General features: G+C 45.7%; 23 protein-coding genes. 11 read left to right on the top strand and 12 right to left on the bottom strand.

The window, feature by feature from the left end:
- A partial coding sequence (locus QUA01_RS27505; RefSeq protein WP_442922025.1) for a transposase occupies nt 1-409 on the bottom strand: 409 nt, incomplete at its 3' end.
- A gap of 582 nt (nt 410-991) precedes the next feature.
- On the bottom strand, nt 992-2,926 hold the full coding sequence (locus tag QUA01_RS21080) for a serine/threonine-protein kinase (protein ID WP_333092798.1): 1,935 nt from the start codon (nt 2,924-2,926) through the stop codon (nt 992-994).
- Between the two features lie 93 nt (nt 2,927-3,019).
- Here QUA01_RS21080 and QUA01_RS21075 point away from each other — a divergent pair, with 93 nt between their 5' ends.
- From QUA01_RS21075 to QUA01_RS21065, 3 genes are all read left to right on the top strand, one after another.
- Complete coding sequence (locus QUA01_RS21075; RefSeq protein ID WP_333092799.1) at nt 3,020-3,241, top strand: hypothetical protein; 222 nt, start codon at nt 3,020-3,022, stop codon at nt 3,239-3,241.
- 171 nt (nt 3,242-3,412) lie between these two features.
- Nucleotides 3,413-3,895 carry a 2Fe-2S iron-sulfur cluster-binding protein gene (locus QUA01_RS21070; protein ID WP_194071056.1) on the top strand — a complete coding sequence of 161 codons (483 nt, stop codon included), beginning with the start codon at nt 3,413-3,415 and terminating at the stop codon, nt 3,893-3,895.
- Between the two features lie 206 nt (nt 3,896-4,101).
- Nucleotides 4,102-4,572, top strand: coding sequence for a phycobilisome protein (locus QUA01_RS21065; RefSeq protein ID WP_194011820.1), 471 nt, complete (start codon nt 4,102-4,104; stop codon nt 4,570-4,572).
- Nucleotides 4,573-4,589: 17 nt separating this feature from the next.
- Here the strand turns inward: QUA01_RS21065 and QUA01_RS21060 are convergent, their stop codons facing one another.
- The 6 genes from QUA01_RS21060 to QUA01_RS21035 all read right to left on the bottom strand — a co-directional run bounded on the left by QUA01_RS21060 (nt 4,590) and on the right by QUA01_RS21035 (nt 9,282).
- A complete protein-coding gene (locus tag QUA01_RS21060; RefSeq protein WP_333092800.1) occupies nt 4,590-5,756 on the bottom strand; it encodes a pentapeptide repeat-containing protein in 1,167 nt (388 codons plus the stop codon).
- A 720-nt stretch (nt 5,757-6,476) separates the two neighbouring features.
- Nucleotides 6,477-7,142 carry a V4R domain-containing protein gene (locus QUA01_RS21055; RefSeq protein WP_333092801.1) on the bottom strand — a complete coding sequence of 222 codons (666 nt, stop codon included), beginning with the start codon at nt 7,140-7,142 and terminating at the stop codon, nt 6,477-6,479.
- Between the two features lie 46 nt (nt 7,143-7,188).
- Nucleotides 7,189-7,662, bottom strand: a complete 474-nt coding sequence (locus QUA01_RS21050) for a phycobilisome protein (RefSeq protein WP_333092802.1) — start codon at nt 7,660-7,662, stop codon at nt 7,189-7,191.
- 106 nt (nt 7,663-7,768) lie between these two features.
- Nucleotides 7,769-7,933: a hypothetical protein gene (locus QUA01_RS21045; protein ID WP_333118248.1), complete on the bottom strand. Its 165-nt coding sequence runs from the start codon at nt 7,931-7,933 to the stop codon at nt 7,769-7,771.
- Between the two features lie 287 nt (nt 7,934-8,220).
- Nucleotides 8,221-8,487 carry a hypothetical protein gene (locus QUA01_RS21040; protein WP_194011816.1) on the bottom strand — a complete coding sequence of 89 codons (267 nt, stop codon included), beginning with the start codon at nt 8,485-8,487 and terminating at the stop codon, nt 8,221-8,223.
- Between the two features lie 93 nt (nt 8,488-8,580).
- Entirely contained in the window at nt 8,581-9,282 is a 702-nt protein-coding gene (locus tag QUA01_RS21035) for a V4R domain-containing protein (RefSeq protein ID WP_333092804.1), read from the bottom strand.
- 416 nt (nt 9,283-9,698) lie between these two features.
- Here QUA01_RS21035 and QUA01_RS21030 point away from each other — a divergent pair, with 416 nt between their 5' ends.
- The 5 genes from QUA01_RS21030 (at nt 9,699) to QUA01_RS21010 (ending at nt 16,512) form a co-directional block, all read left to right on the top strand.
- Entirely contained in the window at nt 9,699-11,519 is a 1,821-nt protein-coding gene (locus tag QUA01_RS21030; RefSeq protein ID WP_333092805.1) for a caspase family protein, read from the top strand.
- Between the two features lie 2,024 nt (nt 11,520-13,543).
- Nucleotides 13,544-13,711 (top strand): hypothetical protein, encoded by a 168-nt coding sequence (locus tag QUA01_RS21025; RefSeq protein ID WP_228042412.1) that lies wholly within the window; start codon nt 13,544-13,546, stop codon nt 13,709-13,711.
- A gap of 730 nt (nt 13,712-14,441) precedes the next feature.
- Nucleotides 14,442-14,693, top strand: a complete 252-nt coding sequence (locus QUA01_RS21020) for a TIGR02450 family Trp-rich protein (RefSeq protein WP_333092806.1) — start codon at nt 14,442-14,444, stop codon at nt 14,691-14,693.
- Between the two features lie 437 nt (nt 14,694-15,130).
- Nucleotides 15,131-16,048, top strand: coding sequence for a fructosamine kinase family protein (locus QUA01_RS21015; RefSeq protein ID WP_333092807.1), 918 nt, complete (start codon nt 15,131-15,133; stop codon nt 16,046-16,048).
- Nucleotides 16,049-16,083: 35 nt separating this feature from the next.
- The gene (locus QUA01_RS21010) at nt 16,084-16,512 is read left to right on the top strand and encodes a hypothetical protein (RefSeq protein WP_333092808.1); all 429 of its coding nucleotides are present in this window, start codon (nt 16,084-16,086) and stop codon (nt 16,510-16,512) included.
- Between the two features lie 377 nt (nt 16,513-16,889).
- On the opposite strand, the gene QUA01_RS21005 is transcribed toward QUA01_RS21010, so the two are convergent.
- Nucleotides 16,890-18,590, bottom strand: coding sequence for an ABC-F family ATP-binding cassette domain-containing protein (locus QUA01_RS21005; protein ID WP_194011810.1), 1,701 nt, complete (start codon nt 18,588-18,590; stop codon nt 16,890-16,892).
- A gap of 920 nt (nt 18,591-19,510) precedes the next feature.
- On the opposite strand from QUA01_RS21005, the gene QUA01_RS21000 reads away from it, so the two are divergent.
- Entirely contained in the window at nt 19,511-20,848 is a 1,338-nt protein-coding gene (locus tag QUA01_RS21000) for a hypothetical protein (RefSeq protein WP_333092809.1), read from the top strand.
- Between the two features lie 96 nt (nt 20,849-20,944).
- Here QUA01_RS21000 and QUA01_RS20995 read toward each other — a convergent pair whose 3' ends face one another.
- The 3 genes from QUA01_RS20995 to QUA01_RS20985 all read right to left on the bottom strand — a co-directional run bounded on the left by QUA01_RS20995 (nt 20,945) and on the right by QUA01_RS20985 (nt 24,972).
- Nucleotides 20,945-21,181: a 2Fe-2S iron-sulfur cluster-binding protein gene (locus tag QUA01_RS20995; RefSeq protein WP_194068361.1), complete on the bottom strand. Its 237-nt coding sequence runs from the start codon at nt 21,179-21,181 to the stop codon at nt 20,945-20,947.
- Between the two features lie 54 nt (nt 21,182-21,235).
- Nucleotides 21,236-22,702 (bottom strand): cobyric acid synthase CobQ, encoded by a 1,467-nt coding sequence (cobQ, locus tag QUA01_RS20990; protein WP_333092810.1) that lies wholly within the window; start codon nt 22,700-22,702, stop codon nt 21,236-21,238.
- 641 nt (nt 22,703-23,343) lie between these two features.
- Nucleotides 23,344-24,972, bottom strand: a complete 1,629-nt coding sequence (locus QUA01_RS20985) for a Ycf66 family protein (protein WP_333092811.1) — start codon at nt 24,970-24,972, stop codon at nt 23,344-23,346.
- Nucleotides 24,973-25,368: 396 nt separating this feature from the next.
- Here QUA01_RS20985 and QUA01_RS20980 point away from each other — a divergent pair, with 396 nt between their 5' ends.
- Nucleotides 25,369-25,551 carry a hypothetical protein gene (locus QUA01_RS20980; RefSeq protein ID WP_194011459.1) on the top strand — a complete coding sequence of 61 codons (183 nt, stop codon included), beginning with the start codon at nt 25,369-25,371 and terminating at the stop codon, nt 25,549-25,551.
- A gap of 375 nt (nt 25,552-25,926) precedes the next feature.
- Nucleotides 25,927-26,364 (top strand): DUF6918 family protein, encoded by a 438-nt coding sequence (locus QUA01_RS20975; RefSeq protein ID WP_194011455.1) that lies wholly within the window; start codon nt 25,927-25,929, stop codon nt 26,362-26,364.
- Nucleotides 26,365-26,716: the final 352 nt, after the last annotated feature.

The following is a 26,716-nucleotide window of genomic DNA, read 5'->3' as shown; positions in this document are numbered from 1 at the left end:
TCATTCTTTGTCCATGTTTCCGTGGTCTGCCGCGACCACTATAGGCTGGTGGTGCTGACCACAAGCAGGCATTGCTTTGGACTCTCATTAAACAATCAGCTTGAATTTCGGATTGAGCTAATACCCAACTTGCATTGCCATATTCTCGGTCTAAGACTGCTAAGACTGGATTGATGCTCTGTTCACAGACAAGTTTGAGTTGGGAAGCTGCTTGAAGTATGGGTGAAGACCCACTATTAATTCGTTCATGGAGCAGAGGTAATGCCCAACTTCCTTGTGCTTCTGGTATCCCGGCAATTGTACTGTACCCCTGTCCAACAGTTACGCCCCTCTGATATTCATGGGTTCTGTCTTTTAATGTTTTGGCATCTGGTCGCCGCCATGCAGTATGATCGATTGCAACTAATATGTGTTCCGTTGGGGTGCTTCCTCCTGTAATTGCTCCAGATACAGCAACATCAGTTTTTTCCGGTCTGGCCTACAGTCTTGCAATGCTTCGTAGACGCTTGACCATTGACGATGGAATAATGGATTGAGCGAAAATTCCGCCAAACAAGCCGCATTCGGGCGTGGTCATCACTGCATCCATGAGCTCGAATGTTGCATAGGAGAGCTTTCACCAATAACTTGTATGCTGCTTGACGAAAGTCCTTTAATCTTCACTGTTCATTTAAGGAGTGGAGGGGTTTATTTTTCACCCTCATTCTCTCCTGGCGCGGTGGCTCTAGTTCTTCTGAAAGCCACCGTTCTCATCTTTATTTAGTCTAAACTCCAGTGATTAATGCCTCGCATAAAGTTGGTCAATAGCCTTCATAGCCTTGATGAAGGCCTCTCGACAATTAATCCACCCTCGCTGGACTTGACGAAAGGGGGGTTGGACGTAGGATTGACCCGATCGCCCGCGTGCCGTGTCCCGTGAGACAGAAATCACCCGCAACTAAACTCTCCTTAATTCAAACAACCCCAAAACACCTGATAGTTAAGTTAGTTATCAGCCTTTGAGGTTCGATATCGAGCTAGCCTCCTCAACGCCTACATCTAAAAAGTGTAAGTGACCCTCCGAATCAGTATTCGTAGCAATCACCAAACCCGTCTTCCCCCAAGGGGCGATCGCCCTAGGTGTAGCGGGGCTGCTAAAATTCCCTACTTGAGTGCCTTGACTGTTTAAAACGAGAATCTGCCCCGCAACATCCGCCAAAACCCATCCCCAATTAGCCACACAAGCAGAGACGGGCAAACTTTCCAGGGGAATCCGAGCTACCTTGAGCGGCCACAATTTCATCAACAACACGGCCGCTTTCCCAGATTGAGGAATTCCCAGCAAAGTATAAGGCTCAGGTGTCAGCAGCATCTCTCCGACGCTGGCAGACAACCGCACAGAACCCACCGAATTGCCGCGACGAGTGTAAACCCTAAAAATAGTTTGGGGATTTTTCGGTTCGTTGTCCGGCCAAATGGCTAAGACGTGTCGCCCATCCAAAAACATTAATTCAGGTAAATAGTGTTCCGCGAACGGTACAGTAGCGATCAACCTGGGAGCTTGTTCTAGATTGCCCTCGGCACTGTTTGCACCTAAAGCATAAAAGCGCAGTTCTCCCGGAACAGCCACTGTCAACCAGCGGCCGTGAGAATCAACAGCAGCTTTAAAAGCATCCGCACCTTGCCTTAAACCCGTATCCAGCAAGCACTGAGGTTCCCAAGATCGATCGCCCATCCAGTAAATTTTTTGTGGAGTCAGAACGCAGCAGCCGTGGGAAGTAGGTAAAATGCCACGCACGGTTTCCGGCATAGATATAGAAGTCGGCATTTCTTCGGTAACTAGCGGATTTTCCGGCTGACACCAAACCTTCACATCTTTATCTACTGCAGCGTAGAGATACTTCTCAGTCGCAATCAAAGCCGTCAGCGGTGCAGAAAGTATCAGTGGCTTTGGCTGCGAAACCGCATAACGCACAGTCCGAAGTAAATTAATAGCCTGCGCTGACGGTTCTTTCTCTTCAACTTGGGTCAAAGAATCAGTGTCGGACTTCAGACTTTTAGCGCCGCGGGTTGCGGGATTTTCCCAAGGAACTATGCAGTCGCCCAATTGCCTGACAGCGGGGTCGTACAGGATCAGCCGCAGAGCTTGAGCCATTTGGGAAGCACTGGCAAAACGCCGGGCCGGAAGCTTTTCCAAAGATTTTTTGACTATTGCTTGTAAAGGTTCTGGAATAGCGTCGGGAAGTTGCAAGCGTTGATTCAGGTGGGCCCACCTCAAGTCTCCGGGAGTGCCACCGAAAGGGCGGTAGCCCATTAGCAACTCAAACAACAGAATTCCCACTGCATATATATCTGACATGGGGGAATAAAGACCGTAAAACCGCTCTGGGGCCATGTAAGCGGGGGAACCTACGGTAGCGTCTGGAGAAAGTTCTTGGTGGAGGCGAGTTGTACCGATTTCTGGTAGCCGGCGGGCGATACCAAAGTCAGACAGGCGTGGCGACCAACCTCTGGAGCCTAGAGTTAGGAGAATATTTTCTGGTTTTACGTCGCAGTGAACTACACCTCGGCGGTGGGCGTAGTCTAAGCCTGTTAAAACTTCCATGACTAGCTGCAAACCTTCGAGCAGCCGCAAGGGACGGTCTTGTTTGAGCAGGTTGCGGAGGGTTCCGCCCTCGCAGTAGTCCATGACCAAGTACCTGCCTGTAGCTGTGTGTTCTAGAGCTCGGCAGGTGACAATGTTGGGGTGCTGTAAGGTGATCAGAAACCACAGCTCTCGCAAGAATTCGCTAGTTGGGGCTTTTTGATGGCTGAGTTCTTTGAGAGCAACCAGTTGGCTGGTGAGGCGGGAGTCTTTGGCGGGAGTTTCTCGAACGCTGGCACAAAATACCCGACCGAATTGCCCTTGTCCGACTAGCCCTAAAATACGGTATTTAGAATGTTGCATCTGTCTAATTATAGGAAATGCTTGAGCTAGTATTAAAATATGTAAAAAATTCTGACCAAAATTCAAACTTTGAATCGATCGCCAGTTACTGCTATGTTATCTCAGGTTCATTCTCGGCTGAGTAAAGGCGATCGCGCAATCTCACCTACTAAAATCCTTGAGCTTCGGAATCAGTATCAATATTGCCTGATTCGGATGCCTGATCTCGAACTGCCTGTGGCTGCTATTTTAGTCGATCGCGAGTATTACAGTTTGTTTAAGGCTTTCGAGAAACCGTCTCAGGTTTTAGCCATCGCACCTTACGTTGGGGAATAGGGCGACTCAACAGCGATTACCAAAACAGCACTCGCGGTTATGCAATCAGGGTTCGAGAACCGGAAGCCAATGCTGTCAAACCATCTTAACGTTTTTACGAGTCACCCCAAATTGTTTGAACTTTAAATATTTCACGCTTGCATACTTAATTGGACAGAATGAAAAATCAATATGGTTAAAATTATTAGACTAGATCCAATTGCCGAAGAAATGGCAGTGGAAACCCGATCGAATATCCTGTCTGCCTTACTTTCCAAAGACTTAGACGTTCTCAAGGAATGCGGAGGGCGGGGAATGTGCGCTACCTGCCACGTTTACATTAAAGACGGCATGGAAGGCTTGTCTGACATCAACCGCCGCGAGAGGAGGACGTTGGAAGTTATTACTACAGCTCAAGCCAATTCGCGACTTGCTTGTCAGGCGCAAATTATCGGCGAGGGTGTGGTTGTACAGATACCTGCGGGGATGTACATCAATGCTATCGAAAATGTGGAAGCTCTGATCGGCCGCCGGGCCCAGCAAGATTTGCTACACCCAATTACGGGTCAAGTAGTTGTGGAATCGGGAAAGTTGATTACTCGTTCGATAGTTGCACAGCTTAATGAAACCCGCTTCCAAGTAGGACAATATTTAGTTCGGACTAAAGAAGCGTAAATTACCAACGTTATACCATTTTTCTAAAGATGTGCTGATGAAGTCTTAGCCCCCCGATGCTTTGGGGGGGTTGGGGGGTGTAATATCTAGCGCTACTTTATGAAATTGGTATTAATCTAATTACGCATGGGAGACGCTGCCCCAATTAGCGTCAAAACTTGATATGTTGTATTTAAACAGATTGTTGCCCAAAATAAAAAAATTATATGCTGAGCCAACTTGCGCGTTTAAGTACCGAAGCAGACGGACGCTACGCCACTGCTGACGAGCTCCAATTTTTGAAAGACTACTTTCAGTCTTTGAATCACCGGATGAGTGCTTATAAAAAAATTCAAGCCTCTGAAACAGAAATTATGCGGCAAGTGGAAGCACAAATGCGGTCTCTCGACCCTAATTTATTTCGCCGGGGGACTCAAGATGTGACTGAAAAGTGCCGTGGAGATATTCTGCGGGTGTTGAGGCATTCGACGGCAGCACTGTTGATTAATGATACTGAACGGTTGCGCGATCGACTATTGCTTTGGTTGCAAACTATTTTAGGCGCTGTTCAAGTTAGAAATATTGCTACCGTGACCTACGATGTAATGAAAAAGGTACTCAAACAATATCTCACGACTGAAGAAACCAACCTATTTTTTCCTATTCTGGACATGAACCGCACTTTACTGGGCAAATAATCAAGGGAGTTAACACCTTAACCGCGATAAATTTTGCCGTTAGGAAGAATGACTCCAATCAATTTTGCTCCAGTCAAATTCGCCTCAGTGAGAATGGCTCCCCGGAGGTTGGCTCCTGTCAAGTCAGCTTTCCGTAAGTTGGCTTTACTCAGGTTAGCTTTGCTCAAATCAATTTCATGTAGGCAAGAATTAGAAAGGTTGGCACTAATCAGGTAGGCTCCGCTCAAGTTGGCTTTGCTGAGGTTGGCCCCGCTCAAGTTGGCTTCCATCAGATAAGCACCGCTGAAGTTAGCTTCGTTCAACAATGCCTCTGCCATATTGATTCCAGTTAAAAGTTTGCCACTCAAATCTACACCAGTCAGGTCTGCGTTGCTGAGGTTGATACCGCTTAAGTGACAGCCATTCAAAGCAATCTTTCTCAGGTAGGTTTTGCTGAGGTCTGCTTTGCACAAGTTGGCTCTTTCCAAGCAAGCTTCGGTGAGGTCTGATTCGCTCAAACACGCGCCGTTTAAATAGGCTTGAGTGAGGTTGGCTCGTCTGAGGTTAGCTTTCAAAAGGTTGGCACCGGTGAGGTTGGCACCGGTGAGGTTGGCTCCGGCTAGATTGGCTTTGGACAATTCGGCTCCGGTGAGCTGCGCTTGGCTCAAGTCTGCTTCTTTGAGACTGGCTAGACTCAAGTCTGCATCTTTCAAGTTTGCCCCGTTGAGATTAGCTTTAATCAGATAGGCTTTACTGAGATTGGCCTCGCACAGAACAACTTTGGAGAGTTTTGCCGCGCTCATATCTGCACCTATGAGACTAGCCTTGAGGAGAATTGCTCCAGTCAGGTTTGCCCAATTCAGGTGAGCACCACTGAGGTTTGCTCCGGTGAGGTTGGCTCCGCTGAGATTGGCTCCGCTCAGACTTGCAGCCATGAGGTTGGCTCCGGTGAGGTTTGCTCCGCTGAGGTCGGCTTTGCTGAGGTTTGCTCGGCTCAGATGGGCTTTGGTGAGGTCGGCCCCACTGAGATTGGCACCAATTAAGTAGGGTCGCTGCTGGTGTTCGTTGAGGTTGTCCAAACGTAGAGTTGGAGCATCGCTGGAACGGAATAAATCGATCGGACTCAACACAATGCCGCGCAGGTTTGCCTGTCTAAAATCTCTTTCGCCGGCTGCATATCGATTTAGAAGTTCATTGGCGTCCATTAAGTTAGATAAAAAAAATTGAGGTTGTGATTGCTTTTAAGTTTTATGAGTTTGTTGGGTAAGTTATGAATTGTCTAGCTGCGAGTTTCCAACTTTTTTTGATGGCTAAAACCATTTTTAAAACTCTGTAGCTTTTTTATAATTTAACTTACTTTTTAGATATTTTTGTAGATGCAATGGTGAAAGAATAATCTCGTTTGCGGTAGATTGACAACAATAAGATTGATTCGTAGTGCGGACTAAAGTCCGCAGCCTGAGAGCGGACTAAAGTCCGCACTACGAAATATTTTTGTTATGGTAATTTACCAGACATGATAAAGTCCATCTGAATATTGGAGCATCTCCGGCTGTGTAAAAATATTGTTTTAGTTGAGTGCTGTCCGCCAAGAGCGAGTGTTGTATAACGTATGCTGTGCGGGGGGCAGGACTACAAATGCAAAATTTAGATGCTCGCTCTGATAGCAGTCTCCTAAAAAAGAAAATTTTAGGCCTGCGTTCCCCACTCTAGCAGCGATCATACCACGTCGGCTCAATTTGCCGCAATCTATAAAAGTTGGCAATGAGGAATGCAAGTCCTCATCATTAGAGGACTTGCATTCCTTTCGATCGAACCCATCTGATTGCGATCGCCCTTTTCGGAGATGATATTAGTTTTTATTGACCGAAAATTTAAAATATTATCACAGCTATTAGAAACCAACTAATAGCTGTGATAATAAGTCAGTTTTTGGGTTTGCAAAGTTTACTAATAATAGCTTCGTGAGTTTCTCCTTCTTCGAGCATTAAATCTGCTGGTTGCAGGCGATCGCGTATACCTAAAATAAAGCGGTTGCAGTCGGAACCCAAGGATTCGCAAGAGGTTTGCAGGCAGTGGAGTTCTCTACCTGTAAGCTGAGTAAAGAAGGAACTTAAGATGCCTGCTTCTAAAAAACAGGCTGGCCACTTGGATTGGGGGGCTGTTTTGGCAAACAGAGAGTTAGTAATTTTTACTATTAAAAATCCCTGTTCGGAATAGCTGGGGTCAAGTTCAAATGTGCCCCATCCGTGAGTTTTCCAGCACTGTTGCAGGGACTGCAGAAATTCTACCATTTCCATTTCGGAAACTGGCTGACCGTAGTATTCGCTGACTTCTTCGCAAAAACGCACGTAGAAGTTTTTTCCCCACCAGCGACCGCAGTTAAAAAGGACGAGTCGGGAGGCTTGACCGGTTTCTTGTTCTAAGCCGATATAAATGGCTTGAATTAGTGTTTCTGGGAGGGCTATGAGTCGATCGCCCCGGCGGTTCTCCAGCAGCCCGAGTTCAAGGTCGCCTCGGACGTAGGCATCGCTAGCAAAGTAGTTTCCAGGGAGTCGGGGCTGTTTGAGCAGGTCGGCAATATTAATCATGGGAAATTAGGAATTAGGAATTGGGAATTGGGAATTGGGAATTTGCCTATTCTTCGTTATCTAGATCGATAATCATTGACTGTGCTTGGTCAAAGAATGGTTGCAATATAGCTCTGGCTTGCTCAGAAAGTAGTTCTTTTAAGCGAGTTTGCAGCATATTGCAAACACTTATTTCGATCTTTTGAGTGTGGTGGGCTTCGACGATGCCGGAAACCCAGTCGAGTAGTCGCTGTTCGAGAAAATCTCGATCGTTTAGCAGCATGGCCATAGAGCTGTACCGCAAGACTAAGAGCCAGTGTTTGAGCGATCGTTCTAGGGTTTCTAATTTTTCATCTGGGAATGCTTCTTGTAGCTGGTTGGCGATTGGTTGGAAGATGCTTGCTTCCTTCTCTCGCAAAAATTCATAAATTTTTAAGCGTTGGGAGAGGGTTGCAATTTGACGCTTAAAAGCTATGAGTTCTTCGCCTTTTAAAAAACGGTTTTCTGCCTGATCCAGCAGCGCCTCAATTTCAGGGTGCATAATTTTAATTTAGTGGTAATCGGTTATTGTTGACATACTCCAAGCGCGTAAACGCACTCTTGATTCCAAGAATTACTTCTTAGACTTTCTGTTTCTAGGCAACTAACTACCCGACAGAAGTATTTTTGTTAAGTCTTACGTTCGCTCTACAGACTGAAACGGCAAGACCTGACGCCCAAATATTTATAGCTGAATTAATATCGCGGACATGGTTGGTCCCGCATCTCGGAAAATCCCACTTTCTGGTATTTACTGGTAACTTATCTACAATATTACCGTAATTCCGGCAACGCCTATAGCTAGAAAACCATCGGTCAATTTTGACAAATGTCCTAATGTCCTACGGTACCACTCACACTTATATTCAAGTTGCGTGATTAATTCTTTCCAACTGGCATCACTAATAGAATCGGTACTTGAATGCTCTCTGTGTCATGTCTCACACCATAGCATTTATTCTCTAAAAGGAAGGAGGAATGAAGAAGAAAGAAGACAAATGGAAGTTGGAAGAAGGAAGGGGGAAGATAGATTTTTTTTGTTTTCTCTTCCCCAAACAGATTAAAAGAGGTCGAATAGGTCGTCAATGGTGACTTCGGCTGGTTCGGAAATAGAAATTACTGGCAAGGGTGGTGGTAGGGGCAAGGATCCAACTTGGGGAATTCCTTCCCAAGAAATAGCTTGAAAAAATTCGGCTACCGATCGGGTTAAAGTCAGGACTTGACGGGGAGTGGAGCCATTTTGGGTTTCTAAAGGTTTTCCCAGCCAATTGTAGTTATTAAAGAAGTCTTGGACAGACTTGTCCAACCATAAAGTTTGACTTTTCATCTTTCTTCCTGCCTGGAGAGGTCCACCGTCGCACTTTCAATCGCGAATTGGTGGGAGGAAAGGCAGGGCAGGTTATGTGCCTTTCCAGGTTGTTTAGCGCAACATTTCACCGTTTTGCAGTCGATTTTCAATATCGCGGGCGTTAGCACCTTCGTTAAGCCAGAATGCTGCTGCATCAATTTTATCTGGGTTGCCGAGGAGGAATTTACAATAGGTTTCTCCCATTGAGTAACATTGGAGTTCTATGCAGCTTAGAGGCTTTTTGACTAGAGCTCCGAAGAAACCTGCAAACAAACCGGCGTATAGGTGACAGACTGGTTTGCCCACGTCGCCCAACGTGCGAGCAACTGCTGAGTCAAAGAGGTTGATGAAGATGCACCCGTTTTTGCGATCGCTCATGTCCACTTCCCAGCGACCCCAACCTTGAGCTGTGAACGGCCACCACCAAGTTTCTAGCAGAAACATGAGATTTGACTGGCGAATGTTCTGGTCGAATTCGGCACTAAACCATTTTTGAAAAAATTCGGAATCTTTGAGTCCCCACTGACAACCAATAGTATACATGATTACAGAAGAAGCAGGGCCTACTTCTTCTTCGAGTCCTTCTACCAAGCCGATGATGAAGTCTTCGCTGGTAAAAATGTTGCGCGACTTACCCCAGTCGTTGATTGTTCCAAACTGGCGATCGAAGACAAAAAAATCCTGAAACCTATAATGGTTATGGCTTTTAGGAAATTTTTTCTTGAGTAGGGACTCGCTGGGGGTGGCAATTTCTTTTTGAACTGTAGAGACCATTTAGCGGGTTACTCCTGTTTTGTGTAGTTTGCAAAAAATTAGAATCAAATAGAACAAATAGAGCGGCCTGTGTATCCAATTTAACGTCATTTTTCTGAATAGAGGTAGAGGGTATAATTTTTGACTGGAGTATATACCCTTTCGAGCTCTAATATGAGGTACTATCCGGCCTAGGGCATCTTGCCCCCCGAGCGAAGTCGAAGGGTGGGCATAGGCCGGATAGGGCATACCTCACCACGCTTGAGAACCGCTATATTAAGCTGTGAAACTTTGAGGATGCTGATTTTGGATGGTTGGGACTTGTGGCTGGGGAGAATTGCTGTCGGAGGCTAGAAGGTAAAAGCGGATATAACGTTAAACGACTATGTGTTATCGTTTTGTGCAAGCTGTTAACTATATATATAGGGTATAGGGCGATGAAACATCACGCTTGTATTGCAATAGGCATCAATCAATATCAGTTACTCCAGCCTTTGAGTTATGCCCAAGAGGATGCAGAGGCACTGTACGGTTTTTTGACTGAGGAGGCTGGTTTTGCGCCGGAGGGATGTCTGCTGATGACGGATAGCTCGCCGTCGCTGTGGGGTCAATCAACCTATCCGAATCGCGAAAATATTCTGAGGTTGACGCAAAACCTGTGCGCGGAACACTTGCAACAGGGAGATATACTCTGGTGTTTTTTTAGCGGCTACGGTGTCAGCTATGAAGGGAAGGATTATTTGATGCCGGCGGATGGAAATCCGGCGGACATTGAGGGTACGGGGATTTCGGTAGAGTTCCTGTTGAATACTCTGAAAAAGGCTCCTACGGAAACGGTGTTGGTGCTGGTTGATATGAACCGCAGCCAGATTGTGAAGGCGGGGGAAACGATCGGCGCTCAAACGGCCGAGGTGGCGCGGGAGTTAGAAATCCCGACGGTGCTTTCTTGCCGCCCGAATCAAGTTTCGCGGGAAACTTCGGCTTTGCGTCAGGGATTTTTTACGACGGCGCTTTTGGAGGGTCTGCGATCGGGACAGTGCATGACGCTTAAGGGTTTAGACCGTTTCTTGAGCGATCGGCTCCCGGAGCTGTGCGACCACCATTTGCGTCCGAAACAAGAACCTTTGATGGTGGTGAATCCTCCCGGAAAGGCTCATTTGGTGATTTTGCCGGATGCGAATGGGGTGCCAACTGCGGCGCTGGCGGGACGTAATGGGAATATGGCTGTTGGTGGGGCTGAGGGGTTCGATCGCCCACAAGTCGGAGTGGCTACGGCTAGCATCGATCGGCCGGAGGCTACTAACAATGCGATTGATGCGCCGGTGGAGAAGCCGCCTGTGTCGCCGCCAAATGTTGTCCCTGCGGATGGTGGGGGGAACGATCGAGCCAACTCGGTACCTCCGCAGGATGCGGATAACAGCGGCTCGGACAAGTCGTTTTTGCAGCAGCTAGTTTTGTGGAGTGGAGCTACGGCTTTGGTGCTGCTGTTGGGTGTTTTTCTGACGAACCGATCGATTTTTATCGGTCAGCAGGAATCAGAGCCTCCATCGCCTGCTGAGAATGCCCAAAATCCTCCGCCTAAAAAATCTACTGCTGCTATTTTGCCGCAGAAGCAACCGCAGGCGGTGGAAGCCGCGAGTGGAACCAAGCAAACTGAGTCAAGCCAGCAGGTGTGGGCTGAGGCGAAAACTTTCCTTAAGGATGGTTCGGCTTCTAGTTTTAATCGAGCGGTGGTTAAGGCTCGAACGATTGCGGCTAGCGATCCGCTCTACCCACAGGCTCAGGAGGATATTGAGCGCTGGAGTTTGACGATTTTGGATATTGCTAACGGGCGGGCGACTCGGGGCGACTTTACCGGGGCGATCGCAGCGGCTAAATTGATGCCTGATGTCAATAAGGCGGTTTACAATCAGTCAAAAGAGGCGATCGCTCAGTGGGAAGAGCTATCAAAAGAGCAGCAGGTAAATACTGCTTTGCTATCGGTGGCTAAGGGTCAAATTAAGCGGGGAGTTGCCTCTTCTTACGTTAAAGGCATCCAGCAAGCTAGTAAAATTAAGGCTGGTCAGCCGAAGTATGAAGAAGCTCAGCAGTTGATTGGAGAGTGGAGCGAAGCTATTCTGAAAATTGCTCAGTTGCGCGGCTCTCAAGGAAAGCTGAAAGATGCGGTTGAAACTGCTTCGCTGATACCGTCGGGTACTAAGAGTTATCAGCCGGCTCAAAAGGCGATCGCCAATTGGAAAGCTAAGCTGAAACGATAAACAAAGGTTGGTTTAGTTGATAATTTCCCGGTTTCCACCGGGAAATTATTTTAGCTACCAAGTTGAGGTAGGTCGATCGCCCGATCGCTCTTAACACTGCAAGAGAATACCTACAGAGCGATTAACACCCATAATTCGATCCACAATTTCCCCTCCGTCAATTTTGCCAGAGGAGATTTTATATGCTGTCGGAGCGATGTTTTTTTGTTGAGCCAACAATCTCCGACGAACTGGTTAATTAATATCTTTAATTCACGTCCTGGAACTCGATCGACAGGGAACATCGATCGCGCAAGCTGTTGACCGTGCATTTTTCGCTCGCTTGATTATACCATATCTTCGAGCTATTGCGCGAACGCGCTTAAAGAAAACATTTAAGCGCGATCGAAATGAGTTCCTTCCGATTGACGCGCCCCTCCACAGTAGAAAACCTGTTTTTTTCAACCCGAAGGATAGCGGTAACGATGTGTTTAAAAGAAATCAGGACTTAGGCAAATAAACCGGGTTTGTCTCATAATATCAAATTTTCTCTTCATCGGAATAGTAAATTCACTGTTGACTATTAACTGTTGACTGTTAACTGTTGACTGTTAACTGTTAACATCATGTATGAGTGCAACTGGAATTTATATAAATATTGGTTTCTTAAGTATAAAAACAAGTCTTAACCAGATTTTTATCCTCGCCTGTGGGAATTCGGGAAAATGATTCTTTTTTCTAAATAAGTTGATTTGGTTTGTGAATCAAACTATCAAATATTAGTTATTCCTAGTTTATTTAAACTGTAAATATACTTAAGTTTTAATTTGATTGTATCGTATTTTTTGTGCAATCGCACTCATTAACACTGGTTCGGAGTGAAAACTTCAGTTCCCACACATAGAAAGACTAAAATCATGACTAAAAATTTTTTATTGCATATCTAGCTAATACATTAAATTTTTTATTTGACATTTTTAAATTTATATTTTATCAAGTTAATTAGTATTAAAACAGTAGATTAAATTGTGACTGTTGACTGTTGACTGTTAACCGTCAATAGTTAACATCATGTATCAGTGCAATCGGAATTGACATCACATACTCAAAGCGAAAAATAATTCTGTACCCTAAACCTAGAGCGTGCGGGTATTTACCTGTTGATTTGTTTTACTTATATTTTTGACTAGCAGCAGCTATCGCTAGATGGAAGCCTATTTGAACTTGTGCTGTTTTAAAATTATTAGGATCGAGGGATTTGTGATTAATTATACAAATGAAGGGCGATCGGTAGTTGTAGTCGGCGATCCCCGCCATTAATGCGGAAAACCGATTCATCCCCATTAGCGCAGAATGTCTAGATTCGCCAACAGCGATTTTTCGCTGACCAAAATTACTAAGTTTCCTTAATTAACAATAATCAGAGCTTTGCAACAAAAGCGGAAAAATATATCATTGAGCAATCAGAATCAAAACTTGCTCGCTTGTTGTAGCCCAAGTAACAATACGTATGCCTTAAGTTATAGTTGAGAGCTAAATATAGGACTGCTCTAAATCAATAAGGTAAGGTAGCAGTGTCTGGGTGTTCATGGGGGCGATCGAAAAGGAAGGTTCGGCGATCGATCCCTTCCCAAGGGGGGAGGATAAAACCTAGAAAAGGATGGATCGCGAGGTAATGCCGAACTTTTTGAGTTCAAGAGAGTAGCGCTAGCACTAAACTCTGCATTATTGTGGGAGGTGAGCAAAATTTGTAACAGTTCTTAATTATAAATAATTCTGTCAAAACTGCTAGCATAGTGACACTTTTGCTGGCAAAAACAGATAAAGTAAATAAAGTTGGTTAGCTCTAGACACCCGATCCCCATCCTGGGGATATTGAATCAATTCGATTGGTATCAATTGGTTTTAGAGTTACAACTGGAATCTAAGCATCGCTATTTAACTGAGTTCTTTAGTTAATTTTACTTTTTGCTATGAACGTGGATTTTATCAAAGCCCAAGTCAGGTTGCTACAGGGTGCAAGTTCATCGGAGCGAGAAACCCTTATGAAAAACATCGGTGTCTGTGCTGGCGTAATCAGACCGGGCGAGTACGTGACTCCGCAGCGGAAGCACGCCATCACTCTCTGGCTGCAAACAAATGCGGTACGACTCCGGCTTCCCCAACTTCCAATGGATTTATCGGGCCAAAAGCCTTCACACGGAAGTCATTAAGGGGTAGTGACAGAGTACATAAATCAGTCAATCTTACTTAAAAGTGGTTTTTGTTGAGCTGTATAGCGTCAAGGAGACAGGATCGAGATTGAAACAATGTTTGTAGGGAGAGTTGGGCTCGGAAAAACGCCTGCTGACAAGAAGTGGCTTACCGCTTTGGTAAAAGCAGGAGATGAACGTCAAAACTGCTAAAAAAGTAGATTTGAGTCAGTTTCGCAGAACGAATGATGGCGCACAACTACAACCAAGGTTATTTGCTTTTAGATTTGAGATTCACGATCGAGCTCGAGCTGCATAAATTTGCTATTTATCGATCGACCCAAAAAAAGAACCCTATTCCATAGGTATATCTAATTACAGGGGCAGTCACTGAACTGCCCTTAATTTTGAGCTTGGAGGCGAAACTGCTGCAAGTTACATACAATAAACACATATATAGCCTTTCTCAGCCAGATGAGGTACTATGCGGCATAGGGCATAGGCCAAACCGGGCATAGGGCATCTTGTCCGATCGCGAAGTCGAAGGGTGGGCAATAGGGCATATCTCACCACGCTTGAGAACCGCTATATATTAAAGAGAGAGTTTAGCTTGACTGTCCTGTAAGCTCCAGTTCAGCGAAAGATGAGGGAAGAGGTTTTTCGCTCGTGGGGAATGTAAGATTAATATAATAGAGTAGAAGAAGTTATTGCAATTAACTTGCTTTGTCAGATATTTGTTAACGAAAATACTGTGCCGAAGAAACAAAAATTTCCTTATTTAGTTGGTTCCCGATGGACTTCTCACCAAACAACTTGGGGGTGGCGGCACTTCCAGGTAGTCAACAGAAAAAACGAAGGTAAATGGGTGTTTGCGGAAATGGTGGCGGCTTGCGATCCTAATGTCCGTTTTTGGTTGAATGCCAGACAGCTCAAAGATCGATCGCTCTGGGAAGCTGGATGGCAGTCTACGCAAGAATTAAAGGACTTAGAAACAGCAGACTAAAAGACAGCGCTTTGGGGGATAGTCTGATTTTTTAAATGATACAGAATAATGAGTAGATTTAGAAGCCGGTCTCGCCACTGCTATATTTTTTGAATGTTAATAACTATTGTCAAGATAAAGTATTCAAGAGGAACAACAGCCTGTTCGGTTTCGGTCGATAACGATTATTTGTAAGCTGTCATCTGCAAAAAAATTAACTCTATATATTGGTTTGAGAAAATGATTTTGCCCGGATAAATGCAGGGTGTGCGCTGCGGGCGATCGGCAATCAGGTAAAGTCTTGTAACAAGATGCAGCGCTTACTATTCATGACTTTGAGAGTCAAGCATTTTACTCTGTCTTTGACAAAATGCACTACCTATCACTTGTCTGTGTAGTGAATTCTGTACTCATTGCTGATACACTAATTGCGATCGCCCTCAAGACAATTTGATGCTATGTGGGACAAAATTGCCGCGCACATCTCTGAAGCAACCGGACAAACATTTTCCATCGACAACCGCCGTTCAGTCAGCGGCGGCTGCATCAACCAAGGCTATGCTATCAGCAGCAGTAAGCGCACTTATTTCGCGAAAATAAATCAAGCTTCCCAAGTTGCGATGTTTGAAGCTGAGACTCTGGGCTTGCAGCAAATGGCAGAAACTCAGACGATTCGCGTTCCTCAACCGATTTGCTGGGGAACAGAAGGCAATTCTGCTTATATTGTGTTGGAATGGCTGGATTTGCGAGGTGGCGGGGGCGAGATAGCTTGGTTAGAAATGGGGCGTAAACTGGCTCAAATGCACAAATACATCCCCCCCCATCCACCTGGGCTAAAGGGGGGAGAAGAGGGTGATTTTGCCGTTGTGGGCGGACGTTTTGGTTGGGATGTCGATAATACGATCGGCTCAACTCCTCAAATTAATCAATGGACTGCTGATTGGGCGGAATTTTGGGCCGAACATCGGATTGGTTATCAGTTAAAGTTGGCCAATCGTCGGGGCGGAAATTTCAGTCGGGGGGAAAGCTTGCTAGCAGCTATTCCGAAGTTGTTGGAGGGTTACAAGCCTCAACCTTCCTTGGTTCACGGGGATTTGTGGGGAGGAAATGCGTCGGTAACTGCGACGGGAGAACCGATAATTTTTGACCCGGCTGCTTATTGGGGCGACAGAGAGGTTGATGTGGCGATGACTGAACTGTTCGGCGGTTTTTCAGCAGCGTTTTATCGAGGTTATAATGAAGTTTGGTTGCTGGATTCTGGCTATGAAAAACGCAAAACACTTTACAATTTATATCATGTTTTGAATCATTTTAATTTGTTTGGCGGGGGTTATGAGTCGCAGGCCAATCAAATGATTAATAAAATTTTGGGTTAAGGCTTCAGTATTAGCTGAATTAGAAGGAATCAACAATGAAGTTTTGGCACTGTTGCACAAAATTGGGATTTACAGTTTTGTTTTTGACCAGCATCGGGGCTAAAAATTCTTTAGCTGCTTTACCCTTACAGGTTGGTGTCTATCACGGCGGCGGTTCTCGATACATTCAGATTGCTGAAAAGGAAAATAGAATCTGCTTCAGAGGCTTTTCTTCTAATGGAGTTACGGTGGCTTCCGTTGCTGCGGATATTCACCGCGAAAACTTTTACACAATCAACGGATTTGAGGATACATTGCTGTTGCAACAAGATACAGATACTATCTTATTCGGCCCGATGAATCAGTTGATGAAGTATGTGGCAGATTATGGTTTTCCTAGAGATTTAGGTGATGATTTGCAGCAGTGTCTGAGTTCCGAAAAGCCTTTCTTTAAGCGGAAATCAGGTGGCCGGGGCGATCGCTAAAAGATGTATCAGCCGCACCCTACAGCTAAATATTTGTAGGGATACGGCCACGTCGTGTCCGTAGCAGTCAAGTAGTATCATGTCCGGTCGATTGACGGATCTCGCGGCGCGCGCGTCATATCAAATCCGGTAGCATCGGAATTATTCATATCTCTATTCTCTCTCTGTGTCCTCTGTGTTCTAGCGCCGGTTAAATCATTCCGATGCAACCGGAAACGATATCATATCAAATCCTTTCTTCATCGGAATAGTAACTTCACTGTTGACAGTTAACTGTTAACAGTTAACATCATGTATGGGTGAACCGGAATTGATATCAGTCAGTGTCCGCACTACAAACCGTTTTTGTGACAGTCATCGAGCGGACATGAGATTACTTACTTTTGTTTGGCGGCGGCTTTTTTCTTGGCTTCTTTTTCGGCTTTTTTAGCCGTTTTCTCTGCTTCAAGTTTTGCTAACTTGGCTTGTTCTTTTTCTTCGGTTATTTTATCGAGGTAGTAATGGTAATCTCCCAGATAAGTCCGAAACTCTCCGTCTCTAACTTCTACTATTTTGTTGGCGACTTGGGAAATAAAATAGCGATCGTGCGAAACGATGATTACGGTGCCGTCGTAGTTCTGAATTGCCTCTTCCATCATCTCCTTGGCGGGAATGTCGAGGTGATTTGTCGGTTCGTCCAAAATTAGTAAGTTCACGGGTTCCAGCAGCATCTTTGCTAAAGCTAGACGGGCTTTTTCTCCGCCGCTGAGAGCGCCGACGTGTTTGAATACTGTTTCGCCGGTAAATAAGAACCGCCCCAATAAGGTGCGAACTTCTTCATTTTTCCAGTCGGGTACTTCGTCGTGAATGGTTTGCATCACGCTTTTATTCAAGTCTAAGGCTTCAGCTTGATTTTGTTCAAAGTAACCGGGGATGACGTTGTGACCTCCCATTTTGACTGTGCCTTCGGTTGGTTGTTCTAAACCCATAATCAGGCGCAATAGGGTTGATTTGCCTGCACCGTTGGGGCCGAGAAATGCTATGCGATCGCCTCTTTCAATTAATAAATCTGCTCCCAAAAATAGGATTTTTTCGCCATAGGTGTGCACCAAGTTTTCAATTATGGCGACTTCCCGGCCGCTGCGAGGGGCGGGGGGAAAGCGGAAATGCAGGGTTTTTAAGCCACCGGTGGGGGCTTCGATGCGTTCGATTTTGTCTAATTGTTTTTCGCGGCTTTTGGCTTGGGTGCTGCGCGTGGCGCTGGCGCGGAATTTTTCAACGAAGGCTTGCTGTTTTTCTAGTTCTTTTTGCTGGCTTTCGTAGGCGCTGAGTTGGGCTTCTCTGGCTTCTGCTTTTTGTTGCAGGTAGGATGAGTAGTTGCCGAGGTAGGTGCTGGAAACGCCGCGTTCGGTTTCGACGATTTGGGTGCAAAGCCGATCGAGAAATTCGCGGTCGTGGGATACGATTACCATCGGGGTTGTCAGCCCTTTGAGGTATACTTCCAGCCATTCGATCGTTTCTAAGTCGAGGTGGTTGGTAGGTTCGTCTAGCAGAAGGATGTCGGGTTTTTGGAGGAGAATTTTGCCCAAACTCATCCGCATTTGCCAGCCGCCGCTAAAGGCGCTGACTAATCGATCGCCATCTTCCATCTCAAATCCGATTTCGGGCAGAATTTTCTCGATTTGGGCTTCTAAACCGTAGCCGTTTAAGCCTTCAAATTGCCGTTGCAACCGATCCATTTTGTTGATCAGTTGGTCGAGATTTTCTGGGTTGGAGTTTTCCAAGTCTCGGTGGACTTGCATCAAAGATTCGTGAACTTCGTTGGCTTCGCTGAAGGCGCGCCAAAATTCTTCTTTGACGGTGCGGGTGGGATCGATTTCAAATTCTTGGGAGAGGTAGGCGATGTGGAGGCTGGCGGGGCGAATGACTTCACCGGAGGTGGGTTCGATTTCGCCGGCGATGATTTTGAGTTGGGTGGATTTGCCGGCACCGTTTACGCCTACTAAGCCGATGCGATCGCCCGGTTTGACTTCCCAGGTGACATCTTTGAGTACGACGCCTGTGGGGTAAATTTTACTGATGTGTTCGAGTCGCAGCATTATTATCGAGACTGGGGAAGGGCTGGTTTAGCGGCGGATGGAATACCGGCGCTGAGGTCGAGTTAATCTTAACAAATTTTAATTAAATTTAGTCATTGGGAAGATTTTAGGTTTGAATGGGCGATCAAATTTTAGATTTTGGATTTTAGATTTTAGATTTTAGATTTTGGACGCAGGGTAGGCAGAAACCGGGTTTTTTAGCAAAATAGTTCCTACAAAGCCAAAAATTCCTGAAAAACCCGGATGATTCAGATATATATTCTCGGACTCTGTGTACTCTGTGTTCTAGCGCCGGTTAAATCATTCCGATGCTACCGGAAACGATATGAGTGCGATCTAATTTTAGATTTGATCGCGGCTGTCAGAAACCGGGTGTTTTACAAAAATACTTCCCACAAAGCCAGAGATTTCCTAAAAAACCCAGTTTTTTTGGTGCGTGAGTGTGATCGCCAACTGCTTAGCATGGATGTATAATTCCTCTTCGATTGTAGTTGATACAATTGATGGCAGCTCTAATTGCTCGATCGTTCTAAAAAAAGTCTATTTTTGTGGTATGGGAGAAAGGGCGATCGCCTAAAGTGCGGTATAATTGCTCGCCGGAAAACTAGACGGAAACCCAGGGCTTGAGACGCGGTTCGGAAGTCGGCAACACTTTCAACAGCCTTCAATATTTATTTAGATATAGTCCTGGACGCGCGGGCGGTCAAAAATTGGGTTTTTTTTACTAAAATCCTGCGTTTTAGCCGACAAATCGGGTAAAAGACCAGGTTTCTTTAGTCTTATGCGTAACTCCTGACAAAATTAGATGATTAAAGCATTTGAGCTGAAATTAATTGAGATGTTTTAGGTGGAATTTATATATTTTAACAATTATTTCGGCTGACAAATTGTAGAATAATCAAAAGGAATAGGTGAGTTTTATGGGGCGTCTTACCGATCGAGCTTTTGACATTTTGCGGGCGGAAGTTGACAAGTGCGCCGCGGCTAATAGTCTAGCGGGTTCAGTGTACCGGGGGATAGTAATCAAGCGGTTGGAGAAATTGCGATCGCAAGAGGGAACTTTCGCATCAAAAGAAGAAATTCGCGATACCTTCAAAGACGAATTTCCCAACTTCAGCGAACAAGCTCTCAAAGCTGCTGTCAAAGCCAACCGCGCGCCCGGATTATTTAATAAAATCATCTTTGCTGGCGGTTTGCTGGGCGCTGGTGCGGGGATAATTTGGCTGATTAACTTGCCTTTTCCAATGATTCGCTGGCCCGTGGCTAAGACAATGCCGGTATTATTGCTGCCGAGTTTTATCAGTATGGATTATAATTACCGAGAGGCGATCGCCCTTGTGGAACAATCCGATCAACTAATTAACAAAGCGACTGCTGCGGCAGATTTTGACTTGGGCGAAACTAAAGCCAAACAAGCTCAAAAACATCTAGACGCTTTACCTGTGTGGTTTCTCGGCTATTATCCAAAGAGGTACTGCTCTTTTTTCCGCTGCACTTGGCGCTTTACATTCGATGAATTTCAAGCAGCCCGTAAAAATATCGGGCGGATGGATGCTCAAATTTTCCAGCAAAAAAACGCTTTTACTGAGTTAAATCGAGCCGAAGAAAGTCTCAAGGCGGCAAAACAGGAGTACCAGAAAGGAAAAACGGCAACTGAGAGACAAACAGCGAGTGGAAATTGGCAAAGTGCGATCGATCAACTCAATCAAATTCCCGCCGACACCCTCGCCGGAAAAACGGCTAAGCAAAAACTCCAAGCAGCAGAAAGAGACTTTCAAGCAATGGGAGGAATCGCCACCGGTTCCGCGCGCGCCGACAACTTAATCGAAGCAGCCAAAGAATTTGCTCTTTCCGCCGCCGTCGCTTCCCAAAAACCGCCGCATCCAGCCGCCCAGTGGGAGCAAATAGCAGGATTGTGGGAAGAAGGAATTAACCGACTAAAAATGGTTCCTGTCGATAATCCGGGCTATCTCGACGCTCAAACCAAACTGGCAGAATATCAGAAAAATTTAGGGATTTCTCAGATTAGATTGCAATCAGAAAAAGAGTCTGCAAAAGCTTTGCAAGAAGCTAAAAGCTTATTTGCCAACTTGCAAAATAATGTGAATTCTCCCAGTCAAAATTCCGGTAACTCTCTGGGCCAGTTGCAACAAATTATCAATCAATTAGAATCCGTCAAAGCCGGCACAACTGTTTATCCCGAATCTCAAAAATGGCTGCAATCTGCTCGAAAAAAACAGCAAGAATGGCAAAAATAATTAAAGGTTAGCAATAAAGTCTGGGAGTTACCTACCAACCACCAACCACCAACTGCCAACTGCCAACTGCCAACTACCTAATTACCAACTGCCTAATTACCAAGCAGGGTCAACATACAAATTAATTGTTACTTGCTTTTTCCCGGAAGGGATGCCGGAAATACAAGCACAAATCGTCTCCCCGCCGTCAATTTCTACTTCGCAAGCGTGACAAGAACCCATCAAACAGCCTGTAGGAATGGAAACCCCCGCACGTTTTGCTACATCTAGCAAAAGCTCTCCCGGTTCTGCTTCTACTGTCACATTATCTGGTAAAAAACAAACTTTTGTCATTAAATTTTAACCTCAACTCTAACAAACAACAGTTAACAGTCAACAGTTAACTAATTAACCTAAAATTTGCTTGATATCTAAATGTTTTTCCACCGTATCAGCTAAAGTCTCTAACAGAGCTTCTCGGTGCTCTCGGTAATTCGGAATACCTGTAGGTAATGCACGGAGTCCCCGCTGCTGGCGCAGGTGATTTAACCAAGCTCGCCGCCAAGCTCCATTATCAAAGATGCCGTGCAGGTATGTGCCCCAAACTGATTGAGCAGTGTTGACAATTCCTAAAGTCGGATCGTCAAATAGCGGTTGAGTCAAATCTGACTGTAGCATTTGCGTTCTTCCTTGGTGAATTTCGTAACCTGAAACTGGTAAACCCGGTTGAGGATAGTTAGATGTTACGACACGCTGGCGGGCAATTTTGTCCGGGGCGATCGCAGTTTTTAACGGTAGCAATCCCAATCCTTCAAATTCTCCCTGTTGTCCCTCCAGTCCTTGTTTATCGCTGATACTTTTTCCCAGCATCTGAAAGCCGCCGCAAATTCCCATGACTGTACCGCCAGCTACTAAGTAATTTTGAATAGCTTTTGCCATACCTGTTTGGCGCAGCACCTGTAAATCGGAAATTGTGGTTTTAGAACCCGGTAAAATCACGGCATCTGGATGGCCTAACTGGTCTTTTGGGCTAACGTATTTGACGGTGACGCTAGTTTCCGACTCCAGCGGGTCGAAGTCGGTAAAATTGGAAATTCGGGGCAAGCGGATGATGGAAATATTTAGGTCGGTTTGAGTGTTGGGAGAACGCCGATCGAGCAAATCGAGAGAATCCTCGGAGGGAAACACTTCGTCTATCCAAGGAATCACCCCAACTACCGGGATTCCCGTTCTTTCTTCCAGCCAAATCAGCCCCGGATCTAAGATTGATTTTTGTCCTCGGAACTTATTAATAATGAATCCTTTAATTAAAGCTCGTTCGTCGGGATCGAGTAATTCCAAAGTACCGATGATGTGAGCGAAAGCGCCGCCGCGATCGATATCAACGACTAGCAAAGTCCGAGCGTTTAAATGTTTCGCCACTCGCATATTTGTTAAATCGCGGTGTTTGAGATTAATCTCAGCAGGGCTGCCGGCTCCTTCACAAACAACCATGTCAAATTCTTGTCTGAGAAATTCTAAGGATTCCCGAATCGCTTGCCAGCCTAAATCGAAATATTTTTCGTAATATTGAGATGCTCGCACGTTGGCGATCGCCCGGCCCTTGACAATCAATTGAGAAGTCATGTCTCCTTGCGGCTTGAGCAAAATCGGATTCATTTCTACCCAAGGTGCCACGCCCGCAGCCCAAGCTTGTACTGCTTGAGCGTAGCCAATCTCTCCGCCGCTGGCTGTGACATAGGAATTCAGTGCCATATTTTGACCTTTAAACGGAGTTACCCGCCAGCCCGATCGAAAAAAGATGCGACACAATGCTGAAACGAGTAAAGATTTTCCTGCGTGAGATGTTGTTCCCACGACCATAATTGCTTTCATAATATTCAGGGGAGGAGGAAGAGGTTAGAGGGCAGAGATTCGAGGGAAGAGGTTCGAGGGAAGAGGGAAGAAGTCATATAGCGCGATCCTAAATCATTTGCATAGTTCTTGTAGGGGCAATCCCCCCGTGGTTGCCCAATCTCTCGGAGGGCGGGCCCGCACCATCCACCGCCCCTACATATCTGCATGAATGATTTAGGATTGCTATAGCAATTTGATAAAGTAGCGCTACACCTCATCCCCCAACCCCCCAAAACTTCGGGAGGGCTAGGACTTCATCAACACATCTTTAAAAAAATAGTATCAGTTCGCGATCGCACCCTGACTCCTAGAAACCAGCTTTTTTACTGAAGTTGGGGGTGAGTGCGAGATATTGTCGGGAAAAAACCCGGTTTCTTGCTACCTGCGGGTAACTTCCTGTCCGAGCGATCGACCGATCTAAAATTTGATATGTGTGGAATGCAAGTCTGCAACCGAGCTAAACCTGCATTCCCCAAGTGTTATAGCGGTTCGAGCGCGTGGTGAGGTATGCCCTATTCTGTTTTTGCTATGGTAATTGACCGGACATGATATAAGTCTTAAAAGCAAAAAGTAGAAACCAGAATCAAAAAAATTCTGGTTTCTACCTTTGGCTTTTTGGCTTAAGATGATGGCTGATCTTCGCCGGATATATTCTCAAATTTTGATTCTACGGGCGGTTTAGCAGCTTCGACTGGCTCGGAAGCGGGGGGATTTGGGCGAATCAATTCCGGTGGTTCTTCCTGGGAAGATGGTTTTTCTTCTGTGGATTCGATCGAGATTTTTGATACTGAAATCGTTTCCACTTGCACGCTCAACCCCGGTTCTCCCGGTATTTCTACCTCTACAGGCTCCGCCACTTCCACCACAGTCATTTCTATAGATACAGCAGGGGCTTCTGCTTCCGTTACGCCGGAGGCTGTTTCCGCTTCATCCACTGCTGTCTCCGCTGTTTCTGGAATCAACGGCGCTGTCTGAGTTTCAGGGGAGGCTGTGTCTAAAATTGGAGTTTCCTCTATTTTGGGAACACTCGCGGCTTCGGCCACCATCAACTCGGCCATTGCTCCTAAATCGGTGGGAAATGGCACTGCTTGGCTGGTTTCAACGACAGTGTTGCTGGTTTCGGCTTTCACTTCTTGCGCGACTTCGGCTAATTCAGATTCGAGAACCCGATCGATATCCGGTGTAGGAATTGTTGTTATTTTAGGTTCCGGTGCGATCGGATCGGAAGTTTTTTGCGCTGTTGTCGCCGGAGTATTTTGATCGGACGCGATCGGATCGGGAGTCTTTTTGGCTGTTGTCGCCGGAGTATTTTTATCAGACTTGTTTTTACTCGCACCCCGTCCCAAGATATCGCCGATACTATTTTTGATATTGCCGAACAGACTTGCGAAACCGCCGGATTTTTTAGCTGTTTTGGCTGGAGTTGAGTTGGCCGTTGGTGTCGCCGTTGGTGTCGCCGTTGGGGTCACCGTTGAGGCTGTCGAACTAACAACAGACTCGGACTCTTTAGCCTTCGCCCTCCAAATCTCCTCAAAATCGTCTGTTTCAGGCTGCAGTTGAGGCTCTGGCTTAGCCTCTGCTGGCTCCACAGTTGCTGGGGCGGCAATTTCTGAAAATTCTATAGGTAGAGGTAGAGGAGTGAAGCTGGTGGCTGATTCTGCTGGGTCTGCTGAAGTCTCAACAGCAGGAGTTTCCACGGAAAATACTGGTATTTCTGCAATTGCAGGTGTTTTGTCTTGGGGAATGGTTAAGTCAGACCCGATCGCGCTTTGGGCAATTTCTTCAGCGATTGAGGGAGTTGCCGGTTGTTCTTTTACCTTTACCTCAGTCGGATTCACAGCGGGTGCTGGAACTACATCAGTTTTCGGTTTGGGCGATCGAACAAACTTAGGTTTTTTCCCTGCGGGTTCTGGTTTTTTACCAAACAAACCCGATAGTGGCCCGCCCATCGCCCCGGCCAAATTCGCCGGCACGGGAATCGGCGTTTGCTGAGCGACGGGTGTCACCAGCCTGCGTAAAGTCAGGGTTTCCCAAGCCAACCAGCCCAACATAGCTACGCCCGCCATTTGACCCAGCAGGAGAGCACCAGTAATTCGCCCCGCACAAGTCCATAAAATTAACGCATAAAAAAGTCCTACCCCGCTCCAGGTAAAATCACTTTTGCGGTGAACTTCTGGAAAAAAGAAGGCCGCCATGTAAATACTGAAGCTGCCTAGACCGACCGCTAACGCCAGAATATATGCAAGCATCTTGTCGGTACCTCCGCTTTGTCAAATAACTTCTACGCGCTAATTCTACCTTTGTGAGACACTCAACGGCTTCTTTCTGTAGACCAATTATCTATTTGGAAGCAAGTTCGGCAGCGGATTAGTGTCCTGGATTTAACGGATTTAAAGGATTTAACGGGTGGATGTTGACCGTAAAGCTCAAGCGTGAAGATTTTCCCTACTTTCCCAATCTCTACCTCTTTACCCTCGGAGCGAAGTCGAAGCGCTTCTCACCCCTTCTTGGTCTCACCCCCTACTCGGTAGTGATGCGTGTCACTTAACTATGCCGGTACGATCGCACTTGCGGTAGAAGATGTTCTGTAGGGTATAGGTGTTGGAGGAATTATGCCTAGGGGCATAGATATTGGAGGTAGTGTCATGTTAGAAAAATTGTTGTTAGCTGCGGCTTTAACCTTATCGCTTCAAATTTTTGCTGGAGTCGGCACTGCCTCCAAGCTACCGAAAAATCTTGTATTGCGATCGAGCGATCTGCCGACACAAACCATACAACTGCCCCAGGTTGGAGCACCTTTGTCCGCACAGCAGAACGTCGAATCCTAATTCAGAGGGGAAAAATGAGAGGTGCAAGTGCGATCGAACCAAAGGCACAGCCTCTCTCTCATATTTTATGCAAGCTGTTCTGTTTTGTATTTTAGTCTTGACAATTTAGAGGTTTCATCATTCAGACTTCAGTCCTGATTATCAATTAATCAGGATTTGCGTTTCCAGCGATCGAACAGTAGGTAAATCAGGAATAGCCGATCGCATCTTAATTGCCACAACCTCAGACAAATCTTACATTAGGTTGCCAGTTATCAACACTCAAGGCTTAAAATGCTTGTGCAAACTTCAGTAAAGGATCGAAATAGATATATAATTTTCTGAAGGAACTTGAAGCTAATAAACACATTCACTGTTAAATCAAGGAGAGCAAAAATGGCACTTAGCGATATTTTATTGAATGAAAACAACAGAGACAATTTTGTTGATGACTGCGTACAGTTGATAGAGAAACAAGTTGCAGCAGCGCCGGGATTGGGCGGTTTGGCTCTGAAAGCCGCCTACTCTACTGTCAAAGGGATACGGGCTGACTATTGCGCTCAAGTCGTCGATCAAATTCTGCCAGAAATCTCGATCGCACTCGACCCCATGTGGACTGAAGCTGTAAACAATGGCAACCCAGTCGAATATTTTGCTGAAAGAAAAGCTGAAGTAGCAAACCAATTGCTCCAAATCAGTGACAAAAAAGCCGATAACAGCACAAGAGCAGTTGTTAAAGGTGCCTATGCCAAACTCCGCCCATCAGCTAAGACTTACGTAGAAAATGGCATACCGGATTTAGCCAAAATTATTAATAAACATACTGCGACCTGAATCTTGAATGGGTAGGAATTTCCTACCCATTTCAATGCTATTACGGGCAAAAAATTTCTGCCAAATTAGTTAAATCTCGCGATTTTGTAGGGTTGGAACTAATATTACTTGGTCAATTGATATCAAATCCTCTCTTCACCGGAATAGTAAATTCACTGTTGACTGTTGACTGTTAACCTCATTCCGATGCAACCGGAAACGATATGAATCAGCAGAGAGATTTTTGATTGTTCATATCGCGTCTGGTAGATTGACAACGATAAAATAGGTTCGTAGTGAGGACTGAAGTCCGCCACCTATTGCGCGATATTGTCCGCACGCGCGCACCTTGTTATGGTAATTGACCGGACAT

Origin of the sequence: Microcoleus sp. S36a_B3 (genome assembly GCF_036700745.1) — a bacterium.
Taxonomy (GTDB): domain Bacteria; phylum Cyanobacteriota; class Cyanobacteriia; order Cyanobacteriales; family Microcoleaceae; genus Microcoleus.
This window is presented reverse-complemented; position numbering and strand designations above follow the sequence as displayed.

What these genes read in the sequence shown, in the direction of transcription:
- QUA01_RS21055 (WP_333092801.1), bottom strand. Translation starts at nt 7,142, where the DNA reads ATGATTAATATTGCCGACCTGCTCAAACAGCCCCGACTCCCTGGAAAC.
- QUA01_RS21035 (WP_333092804.1), bottom strand. Translation starts at nt 9,282, where the DNA reads ATGGTCTCTACAGTTCAAAAAGAAATTGCCACCCCCAGCGAGTCCCTA.
- QUA01_RS20980 (WP_194011459.1), top strand. Translation starts at nt 25,369, where the DNA reads ATGTTAGAAAAATTGTTGTTAGCTGCGGCTTTAACCTTATCGCTTCAA.
- QUA01_RS20975 (WP_194011455.1), top strand. Translation starts at nt 25,927, where the DNA reads ATGGCACTTAGCGATATTTTATTGAATGAAAACAACAGAGACAATTTT.
- QUA01_RS21075 (WP_333092799.1), top strand. Translation starts at nt 3,020, where the DNA reads ATGTTATCTCAGGTTCATTCTCGGCTGAGTAAAGGCGATCGCGCAATC.
- QUA01_RS21040 (WP_194011816.1), bottom strand. Translation starts at nt 8,487, where the DNA reads ATGAAAAGTCAAACTTTATGGTTGGACAAGTCTGTCCAAGACTTCTTT.
- QUA01_RS21070 (WP_194071056.1), top strand. Translation starts at nt 3,413, where the DNA reads ATGGTTAAAATTATTAGACTAGATCCAATTGCCGAAGAAATGGCAGTG.
- QUA01_RS21030 (WP_333092805.1), top strand. Translation starts at nt 9,699, where the DNA reads ATGAAACATCACGCTTGTATTGCAATAGGCATCAATCAATATCAGTTA.
- QUA01_RS20985 (WP_333092811.1), bottom strand. Translation starts at nt 24,972, where the DNA reads ATGCTTGCATATATTCTGGCGTTAGCGGTCGGTCTAGGCAGCTTCAGT.
- QUA01_RS20995 (WP_194068361.1), bottom strand. Translation starts at nt 21,181, where the DNA reads ATGACAAAAGTTTGTTTTTTACCAGATAATGTGACAGTAGAAGCAGAA.
- QUA01_RS21010 (WP_333092808.1), top strand. Translation starts at nt 16,084, where the DNA reads ATGAAGTTTTGGCACTGTTGCACAAAATTGGGATTTACAGTTTTGTTT.
- QUA01_RS21000 (WP_333092809.1), top strand. Translation starts at nt 19,511, where the DNA reads ATGGGGCGTCTTACCGATCGAGCTTTTGACATTTTGCGGGCGGAAGTT.
- QUA01_RS21050 (WP_333092802.1), bottom strand. Translation starts at nt 7,662, where the DNA reads ATGCACCCTGAAATTGAGGCGCTGCTGGATCAGGCAGAAAACCGTTTT.
- QUA01_RS21065 (WP_194011820.1), top strand. Translation starts at nt 4,102, where the DNA reads ATGCTGAGCCAACTTGCGCGTTTAAGTACCGAAGCAGACGGACGCTAC.
- cobQ (WP_333092810.1), bottom strand. Translation starts at nt 22,702, where the DNA reads ATGAAAGCAATTATGGTCGTGGGAACAACATCTCACGCAGGAAAATCT.
- QUA01_RS21005 (WP_194011810.1), bottom strand. Translation starts at nt 18,590, where the DNA reads ATGCTGCGACTCGAACACATCAGTAAAATTTACCCCACAGGCGTCGTA.
- QUA01_RS21060 (WP_333092800.1), bottom strand. Translation starts at nt 5,756, where the DNA reads ATGGACGCCAATGAACTTCTAAATCGATATGCAGCCGGCGAAAGAGAT.
- QUA01_RS21015 (WP_333092807.1), top strand. Translation starts at nt 15,131, where the DNA reads ATGTGGGACAAAATTGCCGCGCACATCTCTGAAGCAACCGGACAAACA.
- QUA01_RS21025 (WP_228042412.1), top strand. Translation starts at nt 13,544, where the DNA reads ATGAAAAACATCGGTGTCTGTGCTGGCGTAATCAGACCGGGCGAGTAC.
- QUA01_RS21080 (WP_333092798.1), bottom strand. Translation starts at nt 2,926, where the DNA reads ATGCAACATTCTAAATACCGTATTTTAGGGCTAGTCGGACAAGGGCAA.